At 60.7% G+C, this 17,310-nt stretch carries 13 protein-coding genes and 1 riboswitch; of the genes, 7 read left to right on the top strand and 6 right to left on the bottom strand.

The genetic code is table 11. From position 1 onward, the window contains the following. Positions 1-186: 186 nt before the first annotated feature. The 3 genes from ISN74_RS15300 to ettA form a co-directional block, all read right to left on the bottom strand. The gene (locus ISN74_RS15300; protein WP_229679311.1) at positions 187-2,178 is read right to left on the bottom strand and encodes a S1 family peptidase; all 1,992 of its coding nucleotides are present in this window, start codon (positions 2,176-2,178) and stop codon (positions 187-189) included. A 187-nt stretch (positions 2,179-2,365) separates the two neighbouring features. After that, positions 2,366-3,184 carry an orotidine-5'-phosphate decarboxylase gene (pyrF, locus tag ISN74_RS15295; protein WP_188800035.1) on the bottom strand — a complete coding sequence of 273 codons (819 nt, stop codon included), beginning with the start codon at positions 3,182-3,184 and terminating at the stop codon, positions 2,366-2,368. 174 nt (positions 3,185-3,358) lie between these two features. Continuing rightward, positions 3,359-5,020: an energy-dependent translational throttle protein EttA gene (gene ettA / locus ISN74_RS15290; protein WP_188800034.1), complete on the bottom strand. Its 1,662-nt coding sequence runs from the start codon at positions 5,018-5,020 to the stop codon at positions 3,359-3,361. 225 nt (positions 5,021-5,245) lie between these two features. Here ettA and ISN74_RS15285 point away from each other — a divergent pair, with 225 nt between their 5' ends. After that, the gene (locus ISN74_RS15285) at positions 5,246-6,109 is read left to right on the top strand and encodes a DUF817 domain-containing protein (RefSeq protein ID WP_188800033.1); all 864 of its coding nucleotides are present in this window, start codon (positions 5,246-5,248) and stop codon (positions 6,107-6,109) included. A 65-nt stretch (positions 6,110-6,174) separates the two neighbouring features. On the opposite strand, the gene ISN74_RS15280 is transcribed toward ISN74_RS15285, so the two are convergent. Further along, positions 6,175-6,795, bottom strand: a complete 621-nt coding sequence (locus ISN74_RS15280) for a TetR/AcrR family transcriptional regulator (RefSeq protein ID WP_188800032.1) — start codon at positions 6,793-6,795, stop codon at positions 6,175-6,177. A gap of 20 nt (positions 6,796-6,815) precedes the next feature. Then, positions 6,816-7,892: an alpha/beta hydrolase family protein gene (locus ISN74_RS15275; RefSeq protein ID WP_188800031.1), complete on the bottom strand. Its 1,077-nt coding sequence runs from the start codon at positions 7,890-7,892 to the stop codon at positions 6,816-6,818. 144 nt (positions 7,893-8,036) lie between these two features. On the opposite strand from ISN74_RS15275, the gene glyA reads away from it, so the two are divergent. After that, positions 8,037-9,290 (top strand): serine hydroxymethyltransferase, encoded by a 1,254-nt coding sequence (gene glyA / locus ISN74_RS15270; protein WP_188800030.1) that lies wholly within the window; start codon positions 8,037-8,039, stop codon positions 9,288-9,290. Positions 9,291-9,317: 27 nt separating this feature from the next. Beyond that, the gene (gene nrdR, locus ISN74_RS15265; RefSeq protein ID WP_188800029.1) at positions 9,318-9,857 is read left to right on the top strand and encodes a transcriptional regulator NrdR; all 540 of its coding nucleotides are present in this window, start codon (positions 9,318-9,320) and stop codon (positions 9,855-9,857) included. Positions 9,858-9,935: 78 nt separating this feature from the next. Here nrdR and cysK read toward each other — a convergent pair whose 3' ends face one another. Beyond that, entirely contained in the window at positions 9,936-10,892 is a 957-nt protein-coding gene (gene cysK, locus ISN74_RS15260) for a cysteine synthase A (RefSeq protein ID WP_188800028.1), read from the bottom strand. 405 nt (positions 10,893-11,297) lie between these two features. On the opposite strand from cysK, the gene ribD reads away from it, so the two are divergent. The 4 genes from ribD to ISN74_RS15240 all read left to right on the top strand — a co-directional run bounded on the left by ribD (position 11,298) and on the right by ISN74_RS15240 (position 17,296). Then, positions 11,298-12,386 carry a bifunctional diaminohydroxyphosphoribosylaminopyrimidine deaminase/5-amino-6-(5-phosphoribosylamino)uracil reductase RibD gene (ribD, locus tag ISN74_RS15255; protein ID WP_229679309.1) on the top strand — a complete coding sequence of 363 codons (1,089 nt, stop codon included), beginning with the start codon at positions 11,298-11,300 and terminating at the stop codon, positions 12,384-12,386. A gap of 99 nt (positions 12,387-12,485) precedes the next feature. Next, positions 12,486-12,695: riboswitch (FMN riboswitch) on the top strand. Between the two features lie 127 nt (positions 12,696-12,822). After that, the gene (locus ISN74_RS15250; protein ID WP_188800027.1) at positions 12,823-13,464 is read left to right on the top strand and encodes a riboflavin synthase; all 642 of its coding nucleotides are present in this window, start codon (positions 12,823-12,825) and stop codon (positions 13,462-13,464) included. A 280-nt stretch (positions 13,465-13,744) separates the two neighbouring features. Then, positions 13,745-14,839, top strand: coding sequence for a bifunctional 3,4-dihydroxy-2-butanone-4-phosphate synthase/GTP cyclohydrolase II (gene ribBA, locus ISN74_RS15245; protein WP_188800026.1), 1,095 nt, complete (start codon positions 13,745-13,747; stop codon positions 14,837-14,839). Between the two features lie 219 nt (positions 14,840-15,058). Then, complete coding sequence (locus ISN74_RS15240; protein WP_203546627.1) at positions 15,059-17,296, top strand: beta-glucosidase family protein; 2,238 nt, start codon at positions 15,059-15,061, stop codon at positions 17,294-17,296. Positions 17,297-17,310 lie beyond the last annotated feature (14 nt).

The following is a 17,310-nucleotide window of genomic DNA, read 5'->3' as shown; positions in this document are numbered from 1 at the left end:
CGAAATCGGTACGCCATTATGTCAGCCGGGCTTGCACGGCGTGCAAGTCGGCGTGCAGGGACATCAGGCTCTCTTCATGATCGCGGTTTCATGAGCTTGCGCGTCATCCCGGTTCAGACCGGGATGATAGTGAGGTGCGGGTAGTCTCGACGCCACATTGAATGGCCTTCGCTTTCACGTACGCTATCAATGCGACTTGATCTTGAATCCCTGCGTCAGCGAATCGAGCTTCGCCTTCATCTCATCGGGCTTGTGCGTTCCCTGTGTTCCATAGAACGCTGTATAGAGCTCCGCAGGTGTCCCGCTTGAGCTCGGATCGATCACCGTAGCGATATCCATTTCATCGCCGTCGTTATAGGCAACGCCATCATACGGATGCTGCTTGTGCAGCAGCTTGCCCCAGGCTTCCTTGAAGTTGTCATCCAGATCGGCGCTGGGAGCAACGTGGCGGCGAACACTGATGCGATCCGGATCGGTAACATTCAGGCGAAGCTGGATGTAGTTGGCTTGCAGGCTCACCTTGCCGTTGTTCGGGAAGTAACCGAAGCCCACGGCCAGCATGTTGTCCGGTGTAATGGCCTGCAGGCTCGCGGGGTAATTGAAGGCGATCGTGTCCGAGTCATAGCTGAAGCGCTTGCCGTAATCGATATCGATGCGGGTGTTCTTCAGTGATTGCGGGAGCAGTGTGTCATCGGCGAGGAAGGCTTTCCATTGCGCCAGTGAGCCGCCGTAATCGACGTTGAAGAAGGTGGTGAGCGCTTTCATGTCGATCAAGCTGTCATGCGTCGTCATCGCCGGATTGAGGCGCATCATGATGGCGTAGCCATCCGGCACCGGTAGCGCAAACACGACGATCTGGGCGTTGATATAAGGCTCCGGCCAGACAAACACTTTCCAGTGCCGCTGCCAAGTATCCGTGTAGTCGTCTTTAGTGGTCGGTTCACCCAGCGAGGTGATTTTGATTTTTTCCGGACCCACTTGGCGGTACCAGAAGCCGGTCTTCAGCACGAGATCCATCATCTGCTTGGGATCGTCGTAGAACGCGTCGGCCTTCATGTCATCGGGCCGTCGCAGGTGGATCAGGAAGTTGTGACCGACAACACCGCTTGCGATGTAACCGTTGCCACTGAGTGGTACGCGATTGAGCTCGCGCCCGGCGTAACTCCACTGGCCACTGCCGGTATGTGCGATCAGGGTAGGGAAGAAGCTGAGCTGCGGACTGTCGTGCAGAATCCGGTTGGAGCCTGCGCCGTTGGGGAACAGGTCGGCGCTTTGCTGCTGCAACAAGGCTTTCAGTTGTTGTTCGTTGAAGCTGTTCTGCAACTTCAGGTAATTGGCGCTGAAATCGGCATAACTGGCCGGTAGCGGGAACTGTGCCTTGAAGCTGGCGTTCTGATCGTAATCGAGCACGTCCAACTGGTAGGACAGTTGCTTGTCCATCACCGCCGTATTATCGGACGCATTCAATACTTCGCTGATAGGCAGCGCGTAGTTGAGGTTTTCGTTGGCCGATTTCATCAGCACCACGCCGATCACTTTGCCATCCTGATCCAGCAGCGGACCGCCGCTGTTGCCGGGTGAGGCGGCGGCGGAAAAACGCATCCACTTCCAGCGGCCGTTTTCTTCTTCCGGTGTGTCGGAGGTGTAGAGGCCGTCACGGATCACCACGCCTGTGCCCAGTGCATTGCCAACGGCATAGACCACGCTGTTCAAAGCAGGCTTGGTGTTGGTTGCCAGTGCGGTAGTGCCGGGTTGATCCTTCAGCGAAAAGACCACGAAATCCTGTTGTAAGGAGAATTTCTCGATCTTGTCGATCGCGTAGACATGCCCACTCGCGTCGCGCAGCGCGGGTGGTCCGGTGAGGTCGCCCACGGCGACCAGCAGCACGTGTCCGGCGGTGACATAACGGTTATTGCCCAATGCAAAGGCGGTGCCGATAGAGAAATACTTATCGGTGCGTTCCTGGTACGGCAGCAATTGCAGGGGAAGTGGCTTTTCGTAAGTGAGCGGATCGTCGACCGCTTTGGGGATCACCACTTCGAACGTCGCGGCGTTGATGTTTGCGACCTTGCTTGGATCGATGCTTTCCGCATGAACCCGGCCGATGGCGCCAAGTGCCATCAAGGCCACCAGCACCAGCCATGCCTGATGCAGCAACTTGCCCGTTCTTGTGCTCACTGTGCCTGCCCACCCGTTGATCGCTCGCATACGTTTCCTTCGTATGACTATCGGCCGGCATGGTGCCGGTTCCCCGCCAGATACTGACATAGCGCCATGGAGTGGGGGAGGGCCGGGCATCGGTTTTTTTATGCGAGCGGCTGTCGTTGAAAATTGCGATCCGGTGAGCTTGCTGCCGTTTTACCGGTCAGCGCTTCCGGTAATGGTTGATGCTGTCGCGCAGGTCCAGTGCCGCCTTGCGTGCCGCTTCGGCGAAATCCTCGCCCTTGCCGGCGTAGAGAATGGCGCGTGAGGAGCTGATCATCAGCCCGGTGCCATCCGCGGTGCAGCCGTTGCGGACCACGGCTTCCACATCGCCGCCCTGGGCGCCGATGCCTGGTACGAGCAATGGCACGTCACCCACCAACGCACGCACTTCGGCCAGTTGCTCCGGCCAGGTAGCGCCGGTGACAAGCGCGCAATTGCCGTGCGTGTTCCAGTCGCGGGCAATGATTTGCGCGACGTGCTGGTACAGCGGCTTGCCGCCGACATCCAGATCCTGCAGATCCGCTGCACCGGGATTGGAGGTGTGGCAGAGCAGGATGACACCCTTGTCCGCACGGTCCAGAAACGGCTGCACGGAATCGCGTCCGAGATACGGGTTGAGCGTCACTGCATCGGCCGCATAACGATCGAACGCTTCGCTCACGTAATGCTGCGCCGTGCTGCCGATATCACCGCGCTTGGCGTCGAGAATCACGGGAATGCCAGGATGTTTGGCATGGATGTGTGCGATCAGGCGTTCCAGCGCATCGTCGGCACGCAGCGCAGCGAAATGGGCGATCTGCGGTTTGAAGCTGCAGGCCAGATCGGCGGTCGCATCGATGATGGTGCGGCAGAACTCGAACACCGCATCCGGGTGCTGCTGCAGATGCACGGGAAATTTGGCGGGCTCCGGATCGAGGCCGACGCAGACCAGTGAATTGTTGCGGATCCATGCGGCTTGCAGCGATTGCATGAAGTGCATCGGAATATCTCCTTGCCGCTTGGCGTTCCCCTCTCCCCTCCGGGGAGAGGGTTAGGGTGAGGGGCATTCTTGCGATGTAGGTAAATCGGAGCCTGGTTCTATTGAAGTTCGGGGCCAGCCCCAGCCCCTCACCCCAGCCATCTCCCCGGAGGGGAGAGGGAGCAGAGCGATGGGTTACGCCAGCTTCTTGTACTTCACGCGATGCGGCTTGGACGCTTCGTCGCCGAGGCGGCGCTTCTTGTCCGCTTCGTACTCGTTGTAGTTGCCGGGGAAGAACTCGACGTGCGAGTCGCCTTCGAACGCGATGATGTGCGTGGCGATGCGGTCGAGGAACCAGCGATCATGCGAGATCACCATCGCACAACCCGGGAACTCCAGCAGGGCGTCTTCCAGGGCGCGCAGGGTTTCGATATCCAGGTCGTTCGAAGGTTCGTCGAGCAGCAGCACATTGCCGCCCTGTAGCAGGGTCTTGGCCATATGCAGGCGGCCGCGCTCGCCGCCGGACAGGTTGCCGACGATCTTCTGCTGATCGGTGCCCTTGAAGTTGAAGCGGCCGATGTAGGCGCGCGACTGGATCTCGAAGTTGCCGATGGTGAGGATGTCCGCACCGCCGGATACTTCCTGCCAGACGTTGTTCTTCGCATCGAGCGCACCGCGCGACTGGTCGACGTACGCGAGCTTCACCGTGTGGCCGAGCTTCACTTCGCCCGAATCGGGCTGCTCCTTGCCCATGATCAGCTTCATCAGCGTGGACTTACCCGCACCGTTCGGGCCCATGATGCCCACGATGGCGCCGGGCGGCACCTTGAACGACAGATCGTCGATCAGCAGGCGATCGCCGAAGGACTTGCTGACGTTCTTGAACTCGATCACTTCCTGGCCCAGGCGCTCGCCCGGCGGAATGAAGATTTCGTTGGTTTCATTGCGGCGCTGGTATTCGACCGAGTTCAGTTCTTCGAAGCGGTTCAAGCGCGCCTTGCCCTTGGACTGACGGCCCTTGGCGGCCGAGCGCACCCATTCCAGCTCCTTCTCAATGGCTTTCTGGCGCGACTTTTCCTGCTGCGCTTCTTGCTTGAGGCGAGCGTCCTTCTGCTCCAGCCACTCGGTGTAGTTGCCCTTCCACGGAATGCCGCGGCCGCGGTCGAGTTCCAGAATCCACTCGGCGGCGTTGTCCAGGAAGTAGCGATCATGGGTGACCGCCACCACGGTGCCAGGGTAGTCCTGCAGGAAGTGCTCCAGCCATTCCACCGACTCGGCGTCCAAGTGGTTGGTGGGCTCGTCCAGCAGCAGCATGTCGGGTTTGGACAGCAGCAGGCGGCACAGCGCCACGCGGCGCTTTTCACCACCGGACAGCGGGCCGACCTTTGCGTCCCAAGGCGGCAGGCGCAGTGCATCGGCGGCCACTTCCAACTGACGCTCCAGCGCGTGGGCATCGTTCACGGCGAGCAGGTTTTCCAGTTCCTGCTGCTCGGCGGCGAGCTTGTCGAAATCAGCGCCTTCCTCGGCGTAGGCGGCGTAGACCTCTTCCAGGCGCTTCTGCGCATCGAGAACCACGGACACGCCTTCCTCGACCACTTCGCGCACGGACTTTTCCGGATCCAGCTGCGGTTCCTGCGCCAGGTAACCGACCTTGATGCCGGGCTGCGGACGGGCCTCGCCCTGAAAATCGGTGTCCACGCCGGCCATGATGCGCAGCACGGTGGATTTGCCCGCGCCGTTCAAGCCCAGCAGGCCGATCTTGGCGCCGGGGAAGAAGCTCAGCGAAATGTCCTTGATGATCTGACGCTTCGGGGGAACGATCTTACTGACCCCGTTCATGGTGTAGATGTATTGCATGCTGGCTCCGTGGGCGTGCGCGTGGCCGGCCCGAATGGATGGGTGACGCGCAGGGCGTGGGTATCAAACCACGCATTATAGCGTCTATCGGGTGAATCCCGATGACGGCAGGGTCGCTGTCTGCCGTGCCATTGCGAGCCGATCGCCATGCGTTCGCCACTTTTGAGGATGGGCCGGCCACTTGGGGCTGCCAAGCTCTTTATGTGTTTACACGAGAGCTTACTGATGGTCCGCAGCTATCCCTCCGTCTTGTCTGATGCTGTCCGGCGCCTGGATGATCGAGCCGGCGTGTGGGCGCAGTCGCATGGTGGCTGGGCGGTCACCTTGCACGAATTCGTCTGCTTCGGCGCCAAGCAAGCCGCGGCCTGCCTGTTCGGCGGCTGCATGGTGCTGCTGCTTGGCTTGACCTGGGCGTTCTACCCGCATGGCGCTGCGTTGGCGCGCTACGACTTTCTTACTTTGTCGGCCCTGGCGATCCAGTGTCTGCTGCTGACTACGCGCCTGGAGACGTGGGAAGAGGCTGGCGTGATCTTTTTGTTCCACATCGTTGGCACGGTGATGGAGGTGTTCAAGACGGCGATGGGATCGTGGATCTATCCCGAACCCTCGTTGCTGCATATTGGCGGCGTGCCGCTGTTCACCGGTTTCATGTATGGCTCGATCGGCAGCTACATCGCACGGGCGTGGCGGCTGTTCGATTTTCGCTTTACCCATCATCCGTCGCTGGCGGCAACGGTCTGGCTGGCCGTCGCCATCTACGTGAATTTCTTCACGCATCATTTTCTGCCGGATCTGCGTGTGCTGCTGTTTGCCGCAGCAGCGCTGTTGTTTGGCCGGACCTGGGTTTATTTCCGCATTCGCCATGTGCACCGGCGAATGCCCTTGCTGCTGGGTTTCGTGTTGGTGGCGACGTTTATCTGGATTGCCGAGAACGTCGGCACCTTCACTGCTGCGTGGCGTTATCCGGCGCAGCATCATGGCTGGAGCATGGTGCCGCTGTCGAAGCTGGGCGCGTGGTTTTTGCTGATGATCATCAGCTACGTGATGGTGAGCGCGGTGGCGATGCGGCGAGGGCGTGGCATTTCGTAATGCTGGTGATCATCTAGCTGACGCAGTGTCACGTGCACGACTCCGGGGCAGGGAAGCCATACTGTTTACGCTGATGGCTTGTCCTTGCGATGGGCAGGGCTGGCCGATTCCATCAACGCCACAAAAGTGCGTGAGTGCAGTGCGGCGGCATCGAAACCTTCCGGCAGCAAGCCGGCGATTTCCAGCATCACCGCACCGTGAAGCGCGGCCCAGACCTGGTGGCCAAGAATGGGTGCCTCAGCTTCGATCATGCCTTCGTCGATCATCACCTGCGTGTCGGCAGCAATACAGCGCCACAGGCGCGCGTGTGCCTGACTGTAGCCGTGATCGTCGCGATTGGTTTCCGGATATTCGAACATCAGCCGGTAGGTGGCGGTGTGCCGGCGCGCGAAATCGATATAGGCATCGCGAACGTTGCGGCTGCGCGTGCGGCCATCGCCGGGTGTGTCCAGTGCGTCTTCCAGTGCCTGGGCGAGACTGTGCATCCCGCGCGTGCGGATCGCGGTGATGATTTCGTTCTTGTTTCCATAATAACGGTACGGCGTCATCGTGCCGCAGCGGATTTCGGCGGCCAGGCGGCGCATGGTGATCGCCGCCGGGCCTTCGTCGACGAAGAGCTTCGCGGCCACCTGGCAGATGCGTTCGCGAAAGGCTTCGGTTTCGGTGTCACTGAGTGCTTTGGGCACGGCAATCCTGGAGCTTGAAATCAGGGCGCTGAAACATTCAATGTTTTGCGGAAGAAGGCCAGCGCGTCGGCATCGATCTGTTGATGCACCTGGATGCGGTCGACGCCGGGCGGGTCGCTGCAGATCGTCGGATTATCCTGCTTCAGCGCCGCGCTGCAGGGATCGATGAATACCCAGTGATCTGCGTTGTGCACGACTTTCACGTCGACCAGCGTTTTCATCCATGGCCGGATGTGCGCGGCGTTTTCCGGTGGAATCAGCACGTGATCGGCATCGCCGTAATAGAGAAACACCGGGCGGTCGATCTTTTCGATGCCGGCCTGATCAAAGATCAGACTCAGCGGAGCCATCACGAAGGCGGCTTTCACGCGCGGATCGGCCGTGTTGCCCCAGCGTGTAAGGCTGTTTTGCAGGTTCGCCACCCATTGCTGCATGGTCAGGCCCTGGTTGCGTGCTTCCGTTTCGATCTTGTCCGCGTCGTGGCAGATGGCTTCGTCCTTGGGATAGCGCTGGCAGTAATCGATAAAGCGCGCGAATTGCGGCACGGCACCCACTATCAACAGGCTGGTGTAGCCACCTGCTGAAAATCCAGCGACGCCGATACGCTGGACATCGACCAGCTTTTTCCATTGCGGGTCGTTGAGCACTGCATCAATGGTGGCCTTCACTTCGATGGGCCGGCCAGCCAGCACGACGTCATGGCCGACGCCGCTGGTGTCGTGGAAGTTGTCTTTGGGGTGTTCCAGCGTCGCGACGACAAAGCCGTGGCTGGCCAGATAGGTCGCCAGCGTATGGTGACCAAGGTCGGAACCGCCGTTGCCATGCGAAATCACCACCAGTGGCTTTGCGCCGGGAAGCGGCGGTGCACCGCGGGTGGCGCCGACGTCATATGGACCGACATGTGTAACGCCCTTGGCCTGTGCCGAGGGATAAAACACATAGCCCGGCATGCTGCCGCCGTTGACCGGGTCGTGGATGGTGATGGCCTGAAAACCCACCCCCGTCACAGCCTGGGCGAATAGCAGGGCAGGGGCGATCAACAAGGTCAGTGCCAACCAGCGCAAGCTGTGGGCTAACCGATATGGGGTGGCGCGCATACGGATGATCCCTCAAAAGATGGTTGTGTACAACGTACGGTACAGTGTACGCGATGATCGGTGCAAGCACCGCCGGTGGCCGCAAACACCCCCTACCATTACACTTTCAAGACTCAACCCCCTGCGCACCCCCGAGAGGCTCGAATGTTCCCGAAGACCGACACGATCGCCGGCTATGACGATGAACTGGCCAAGGCCATTGCCGACGAAGCACGACGCCAGGAAGACCATGTCGAGCTGATCGCCTCCGAGAACTACGCCAGCCCGCGCGTGCTGGAAGCCCAGGGGTCGGTGCTGACCAACAAATACGCCGAGGGCTATCCGGGCAAGCGCTATTACGGCGGCTGCGAATACGTGGATGTGGCCGAGCGCCTGGCCATCGAGCGTTTGAAGCAACTGTTCGGTGCGACCTATGCCAACGTGCAACCGCATTCCGGTTCGCAGGCCAATCAGGCGGTGTATTTCGCGCTGCTCAATCCGGGCGACACGATCCTCGGCATGAGCCTGGCTCATGGCGGCCATCTCACTCACGGCGCCAAGGTCAATATTTCCGGCAAGCTGCTCAACGCCGTGCAGTACGGCGTGAATGAACAAGGCTTGGTCGATTACGACGAAGTCGAGCGTCTGGCAGTCGAACACAAGCCGAAGATGATCGTTGCCGGCTTCAGCGCTTACTCGCAGGTGATGGACTGGGCGCGCTTCCGCGCCATTGCTGACAAGGTCGGCGCCTACCTGTTTGTCGACATGGCGCACGTTGCCGGCTTGATTGCCGCTGGCGTGTATCCGAATCCGGTCCCGCATGCCCACGTGGTGACCTCCACCACACACAAGACCCTGCGTGGACCGCGCGGCGGTTTCGTCATCGCCAAGGACGCGGGCGAGGAAATCGAAAAGAAGCTGCAATCCATCGTGTTCCCCGGCATCCAGGGCGGCCCGCTGATGCACGTGATCGCCGCCAAGGCCGTTGCGTTCAAGGAAGCACTGGAGCCGTCGTTCAAGGAATATCAGGCACAAGTGGTGAAGAACGCCAAGGCGATGGCGAAGACGCTGATCGAGCGCGGCTACAAAGTCGTGTCCGGTGGTACCGAAAACCACTTGATGCTGATCGATCTGATCGGTCGGGAAGTCACCGGCAAGGACGCGGAAGCAGCCCTCGGCAAGGCGCACATCACCGTCAACAAGAACGCCGTGCCGAACGATCCGCGCTCGCCCTTCATCACCTCCGGCTTGCGTGTGGGTACACCGGCTATCACCACCCGTGGCTACAAGGAAGCGGACGTGATCGAGCTGACCAAGTGGATCTGCGATGTGCTCGATGCGCCGGCCGATGAAAGCGTGATTAAAGCCGTGCGCGAGAAAGTGTCGGCCCAGTGCAAGAAATTCCCGGTTTACGGTTGATAGACCAAGGCGTATTCACCCAACCCTATGCATTGCCCCTTCTGCCAGCATGAAGACACTCGCGTGATTGATTCACGCCTTGCCGACGACGGCGCCACCGTGCGCCGCCGCCGCGAGTGTCCGCAGTGCGGTGAGCGCTTCAATACGTTCGAAACGGCAGAGCTCAAGCTCCCGGCTATCGTCAAAAGCGGCGAACGCCGGGAGAATTTCGATGAGCGCAAGTTGCGCACGAGTTTTGAGCGTGCGCTGCAGAAGCGTCCGGTGGCGAGCCATGATGTCGACAGCTCAGTGCGCGAGATCGTCAATGATCTGCGCCGCAGCGGTGAGCGTGAAGTGCCGGCGCGACACATCGGTGAGTTGGTGATGCGCGAGCTGAAGAAGCTCGATCAGGTTGCTTACGTGCGCTTTGCTTCGGTGTATCGCAAGTTTGAAGACGTGCATGCCTTCCGTGAGGAGATCGAAAAGTTGGAGCGCGATCTTCCGCCGGGACTGGAGAACATGCAACTGTCGCTACTCGGTGAAGCTGCCGCGGCAGCTGCCATTAAGCGGAATCACCGCAAGAGCTAAGCTCCACAATAATCTCAAGCTCCATTGCCGTCATTCCCGCTTTCGCGGAAATGACGGCAATGAGGGTTACGGTGTCAGTCAGCCAAGGCTCTCCAGCCACGCATCATCCGATCCCTCCTCCACACCTTCAAACAGGAAGGTCGAGATATAGCGCTCGCCAGTATCCGGCAGCATCGCCAGGATCACACTGCCTTTTTCGGCGGTTTCCGCATACTTCAGCGCAGCGGCAACCGTCGCGCCTGCGGAAATGCCAACGAAAATGCCTTCTTCCTTGGCCAGTCGGCGTGAAGTGTCACGGGCGAGTACATCGTCGACCGGCAGGTCGATGTCGAAGATCTTCCGGTTGAGTACTTCCGGCACGAAGTCCGGTGTCCAGCCCTGGATCTTGTGCGGCTGCCACGGCTTATCGCCTAGCAGGGAGGCCCCGGCCGGTTCGGAGACCACGATCTTCACTTCAGGGCGGGCGAGCTTCAGCACTTCACCCACGCCCGTGAGCGTGCCGCCAGTGCCCCAGCCAGTCACGAAGGCGTCCAGGCGCTTGCCGGCGAAATCGCGCAGGATTTCCGCGGCGGTGGTGCTGCGGTGATAAGCCGGATTGGCCGGATTCTGGAATTGCCGCGGCAGAAACCAGCCATGCTTCGCCGCCAGCTCTTCAGCACGACGCACCATGCCGCTGCCGCGTTCCGCTGCAGGCGTCAGGATCACCTTGGCGCCGTAGGCGCGCATCAGCTTGCGCCGTTCAACCGAGAAGGTTTCGGTCATTGTGGCCACGAAGTGGTAGCCGCGTGCCGCGCATACCATCGCCAGTGCCACGCCGGTATTACCCGAAGTCGCTTCCACGACCGTGTCGCCGGGCTTGAGCAGGCCTTTCTTTTCCGCATCCAGGATCACGGCGATGGCCAGACGATCCTTGACCGAACCGCCGGGATTGAACGCCTCTACCTTGGTGTAGAGCGTGACGTGTGAAGGCGCGACGCGGTGCAGGCGGACAATCGGCGTATTGCCGATGGTGTCGAGGATATTGTCGTAGATCATGACGGTTTCCCTGGCCGGATGGGCAAGATTTAAGGCAACACTGAGCAAGTATCGCCGTCGTCATGATGCCTGGAAGGCTCGCAGGTTGTGTTGCGTGGCACAGGACAGGCCGGGTGCCTTTTCAAGCCGCGCGGCACAACCTGCGAGCCTTCCAGGCATCACCCCGTCATTTGGATAGATATGCTGGGGCCAGCCCTGTCTGTCCGCATACCTTCGACCTATCGTCTCGACAGACGGCCAGTCTGCCTTCGCCGATAGTCCTGTGGTCTGCGAACAGACAGGGCTGGTGACGACGGTGATACTTGCTCAGTGTTGCCTTAAGGCTACTCCTACCTGTTATGGCGCGACAAACGCCGCACGATCACGCACACTGACAATCATGCATATCGATATTCAGACCCTTCCATGAACTTCTCCGCCATCGATGTTGCACATATGTCACAGGCCCTGCGTCTGGCCGAGCGTGGGCTTTACACCACGCAGCCGAATCCCCGTGTGGGTTGCGTCATGGCACACGGCGAGCAGGTGGTGGGGCAGGGCTGGCATGAGCGCGCTGGCCAGCCGCATGCTGAGGTTTTTGCTTTGCGCGAAGCGGCAGAGCGTGCGCGCGGCGCGACGGCATACGTAACGTTGGAGCCTTGCGCGCATCACGGCCGCACTCCGCCGTGCGCCGATGCGCTGATCGCTGCTGGCGTCGCGCGAGTGGTAATCGCTGCCGAAGATCCGTTTCCGCAAGTGGCCGGGCGCGGCATCGAAAAACTTCGCGCCGCCGGGATCACGGTGGAAACCGGCCTGCTGCGGGACGCCGCGCGGGAGATCAACATCGGCTTCTTCAGCCGCATCGAGCGCAAGCGCCCATGGGTACGGGTGAAACTTGCGATGAGTCTTGATGGCCGTACCGCGCTGGCCAATGGTGAGTCCAAGTGGATCACGGGCGAAGCGGCACGTGCCGATGTACAACGCTGGCGCGCGCGCAGTTCAGCCATTCTCACCGGCAGCGGCACTGTGCTCGCCGACAATCCCCAGCTCACCGTTCGCTTTGCGGATGAAGCCTTCACACCACCCCTGCGCGTGGTGCTTGACCGCCGCCTGCGCACGCCGGCTGGTAGCCACGTGCTGGATGGCCATGTCCCGACGCTGGTGTTGCATGCCACTGACGCAACGGTGACCGATCACCGTTTCGACCTCGTTGAACGGAAGCCTGTGGCCGAGAAGGATGGTGCGCTTGATCTGCACGCCGTGCTTGCCCTGCTGGCCGAGCGTGGCTGCAGCGAATTGCATGTCGAAGCAGGACCGACGCTTTGTGGCGCATTGTTTGCGGCCGGTCTGGCCGATGAGCTGCTGCTCTATATCGCGCCGCTGATGCTTGGCGACAGCGCTCGCCCGCTGATGCACCTGCCATCGCTTGGCGATATGGCCGATCGATGGTTGTTACGGACCATCGATCAGCGCCAGGTGGGGCAGGATTGGCGTTTGCAGTTGCGGCCCGGATAACGCCCTGCGGACACATTGTTCGGTCCGGTGGACAGCCAGCACAGGGGCCGGGAGCCGATCGGTGATAAACTCCGCAGGCCGGCTGGTCCGGCACACAACAAACGTCTTCAGGGCGGGGTGGAATTCCCCACCGGCGGTAGGGACCGCAAGGTCCGAGCCCGCGAGCGCTTTGGTCGTATGCGCGTACCTCGCAAGAGTCCGCTTTTAATACGGCTGAAGGTCAGCAGATCCGGTCCAAAGCCGGAGCCGACGGTCAGGCTGTTTCCGGTTCGCCGGAGCGGCTCATAGTCCGGATGAAAGAAGACGGCGGCATGCATCGCGTAAGCGATGCGTGTGCCTTATGCCTTGGGGCGTTCTCACATGACTTAACGTGGAGAACGTTCATGATTATTCGTCATAGCCAAGATGCGTCGACCTCCGCCAGGGAGGTGCGCTGATGTTTACCGGTATTGTGCAAAGCGTGGGCCGCATCGCGCGGCTGGAACCGCGCGGCGGCGACGTGCGTCTGCATGTCGATACGACCGATCTCGATCTTTCTGATGTGCAGCTCGGCGACAGCATTGCCGTTTCCGGTGTGTGCCTGACCGCCGTGACGCGGGAAGCGCGTGGATTCGCGGCAGACGTTTCCAACGAAACCCTCTCGCTTACGACGCTCGGCAAGCACAAAGCTGGCGATCCGGTGAATCTGGAGAAAGCCTTGCGGCTGGCCGATCGCCTGGGCGGCCATCTGGTGTCCGGCCATGTCGACGGTGTGGGCAAGGTGGTTTCGGTGACGCCGGATGGGCGCTCCCAGCGTTGGACGTTTGAAGTGCCGGCCCAGCTTGCGCGTTATATCGCGTCGAAAGGCTCGATCTGCATTGACGGCACCAGTCTTACCGTCAACGAGGTAAGCGGCAATCGATTCGGAGTCAACCTTATCCCCCATACAGTGGAACATACAGCGTTCCATGCACGCCGAGCTGGCGATGCGGTGAATATCGAGGTGGATGTGGTGGCGCGCTACGTGGAACGCTTGATCGGAGGTAGTGAAACCTCGCGTATCGATGAGGCGTTTTTGAAGCAGCACGGCTTCGCATAATTCTCTGTTTTCTCTTTCTCAAGACACAGAAATACGCATGTTTCTAAGGTGTTGAACACGGCCGCGGGGGGGGGGGGGGGGGGGCCCCCCCCCCCCCCCCCCCCCCCGGGGGGGGGGGGGGGGCCCCCCCCCCCCCCCCCCCCCCCCCCCGGGGGGGGGTGGGGGGGGCGTCATTCCGGCGAAAGCCGGAATGACGCCGCGGCAAGTTTCGACCTTTTCGCGCACGTGCAGATTTTGTGCTTTCGAGTGGAGAGAGCGGAATCAGCTAAGGATCAAAAATATGGCATTCAATACCATCCCCGAAATCCTCGAAGACATCCGCGCTGGCCGCATGGTGGTGATCCTCGACGACGAAGATCGCGAGAACGAAGGCGATCTGATCATGGCCGCGCAGATGGTGCGGCCTGAAGACATCAACTTCATGGTGCGTGAGGCGCGTGGTCTGGTCTGTCTCACGCTGACCGAACAGCGCACGCGCCAACTCGGCTTGCGCCCGATGGTGAGCGACAACACCTCGCCGTATCACACCAACTTCACCGTCTCGATCGAAGCGGCCGAAGGTGTTACCACCGGCATTTCTGCACACGACCGCGCGCGCACGATCCAGGTGGCGGTGAAGACCGATGCGAAGCCGCAGGATCTTTCGCAGCCGGGTCATATCTTTCCGCTCACCGCGCAGCCTGGCGGCGTGCTCACTCGCGCGGGCCATACGGAAGCAGGTTGTGATCTCGCTGCGCTGGCAGGGCTGGAACCTGCCGCGGTGCTGATCGAAGTACTGCATGAAGACGGCTCGATGGCGCGACGCCCCGAACTGGAATTGTTCGCGAAAAAGCACGGCTTGAAGATCGGCTCGATTGCCGACCTGATCCGCTACCGTCTGGAAACCGAAAAAACGGTGCAGCGCGTTTATGAAGACGACGTGCAGACCGAGTTCGGCCCGTTCCGCCTGGTCGCATATCGCGATGCCATCAAGCATGGGCTGCATTTTGCCCTGGTGCGCGGCAACGTCGAAGACGCTGCCCCTGTGCTCGCGCGCGTGCACGTACGCAACACCTTGTCGGATGTATTGCATCTGCAGCGCGACGATCTGGGTTTGACGGTGACCTCGGCCCTGCGTCGGATCGCTGATGAAAATCGCGGCGTGCTGCTGGTGCTCTCCGGCGAGGACACGCCCGAAGCGTTGTTACGTCGCCTCAATCGCCAGCCGGCCACCCAGGCTCCCGAGGAAATGCAGCAGCAGGAGTGGCGTCAGCACGGACTGGGCGCGCAGATCCTGACGGACCTGGGCGTGCATCGCCTGCGCGTACTGGGCACGCCGCGCAAGCTGGTGGGGTTGGCGGGATTCGGGCTTGAGGTTGTCGAATACACAGAGTAAATCGGCCTACTACCGAGAATGATTCACGGGCCAGATGTTTCACCTGTCGTCCCGGCGCCGGCCGGGACCCAGAGTCTTTATGCAGAAAAATCAGAAGATCCCGGCCTGTGCCGGGATGACGGTCTGGGGCTGTTGCCGCGGGACCATCGGCGGTTCTCTATGACCACCAACCAAATCCCGTTAATCTGCCTGCGCTAATTCCGCTGAAACGAGGTCGAGATGAGTATCAAGGATCTGACGTTCGGACGCGTGCGCTTGCGCGCGATGGGTTTGACGGCACTGGCGGTGGCATGCGCATCGAGCGCATGGGCGCAGCAATCTGCGGTGCCGCCATCGTCCCTCAGTCCCGATGAGCGCGCGGACCAGCTACTCAAGCATATGTCCACCGAGGACATGCACCACATGCTGCAGACCTACAACACCATGCAGGCCCAGCAGCCACCTGGTGGCATCGGCACAGCGGGCTATGTGCCGGCGCTGACCAAGCTCGGTATTCCTGCCCTGCAGGAGAATGATGCAGGTATCGGCGTGCAGAACTATCCGCTGGATGCTGGTCCAGGCAAGCCGCCCGGTCACGTGCGCGGCGAGCAGGGCAACACCACGCCGCTGCCTTCGACGCTGGCCATTGCTGCAACCTGGAATCCGCAGATCGCCTACGACGGCGGCAGCATGATCGGCGGTGAAGCGCATGCACAAGGTATCAACGTGCTGCTGGCCGGTGGCATCAATCTCACGCGCGAACCGCGCGACGGGCGTACGTTCGAATATCTCGGTGAAGATCCGCTGTTGGCTTCGCGCATCGATGGTGGGGAGATCCGCGGCATCCAGTCACAGCATGTGATCTCGACCATCAAGCATTACGCACTGAATGACCAGGAAACCAACCGTCTTACGGTCAGCTCCAACATCGACGAGCGTGCCATGCGCGAGTCGGATCTGCTCGCCTTTGAAATGGCGATCGAGGATGGTCATCCCGGTTCGGTGATGTGCGGTTACAACAAGGTCAACCATGTGTGGGATTGCTCCAACAATCATCTGTTGAATGACATCCTCAAAGGTGACTGGAAGTATCCCGGCTGGGTGATGACCGACTGGGGTGCCGATCACGGCGTGATGGATGCGATGGCGGGTACCGATCAGGTGTCCGGTGTCGACTTTTCCTCCGGCTACAGCCTGGGCACCAACCAGAACAGTTTTGGCAAGCCGCTGCTGCAGGCCATTGCCCAGGGCACCATTCCGCACAGCCGCTTTCAGGACATGGTGCATCGCGTCCTGCGTTCCATGTTTGCTGTGGGACTGTTCGACAATCCGCCGGTGATCAAGCCATTGAATGCGGACGCCGACGCACTGGTTTCACAGCATGCGGCGGAGCAGGGCATCGTGCTGCTGAAGAACGATCAATCGCAGTTACCCTTGGAGGGAGGCATCAAGTCGGTGGCGATCATCGGCGGCCATGCTGATATCGGTGTGTTGTCCGGTGGTGGTTCGGCGCAAGTGTGGCCGATCGGCGGTCCGGCCATTCCGGCAGTAAAGGGGCCGGATTGGCAGTGGAAAGTCTACGATCCTTCTTCGCCGATGAAAGCTCTGCAAAAGCTGCTGCCGAACGTAAAGATTACTTACGACGATGGCAGCAATCCCGCGCGGGCTGCTGCGCTGGCTAAATCGTCCGATGTTGCGCTTGTATTTGCCACGCAGTGGACGTGCGAAGGCGTCGATATGCCCAACCTTTCGTTGCCCGACAAGCAGGATGACCTGATCGACGCGGTGACAGCAGCCAACCCGCATAGCGTCGTGGTGCTCGAAAATGGCGGTCCGGTGAAGATGCCGTGGCTCTCGAAAGTCAGCGCCGTGGTGGAAGCCTGGTATCCAGGCGCGCGCGGCGGTGAGGCGATCGCCAATGTGCTCACGGGCAAGGTCAATCCCTCGGGCCGTTTGCCGGTGACCTTCCCGCAGGACGAGCAGCAACTGCCACGCCCGGTCATCACTAACGAGCAGGATGTCAACTACGACATCGAAGGCGCAGCAGTCGGCTACAAATGGTTCGACGAGAAGAAATTGGAGCCACTGTTCCCGTTCGGTTTCGGTCTCTCCTACAGCAAGTTCGGTTACAGCGATTTGCACGTGAGCAGTCACGGTGATCGCGTCACGGTGAGCTTCAAGGTCACCAATCTGGGTGATCGTGCAGGCATGGACACGCCGCAGGTGTATGTCGGCATGCCGGCCAACAGCGGCGAAGCGCCGCGCCGTCTTGCCGGTTTCGAGAAGGTGTCGTTACAGCCGGGCCAGAGCCGCACGATGACCCTCACCATCGATCCACGTTTGCTTGCTGTGTTCAATGCACAGGCGCATCAATGGCAGGTCGCTGCGGGCAGCTATCCGATACAGGTCGGGCACTCCTCGCGCGACTTCGTATTGAATCGCAATGTGACCGTGACGGCCGCAAACATCGCGCCATAAACGTCATTGCAGAG

Source organism: Dyella caseinilytica (genome assembly GCF_016865235.1).
In the GTDB taxonomy this organism is placed as follows: domain Bacteria; phylum Pseudomonadota; class Gammaproteobacteria; order Xanthomonadales; family Rhodanobacteraceae; genus Dyella_B; species Dyella_B caseinilytica.
This window is presented reverse-complemented; position numbering and strand designations above follow the sequence as displayed.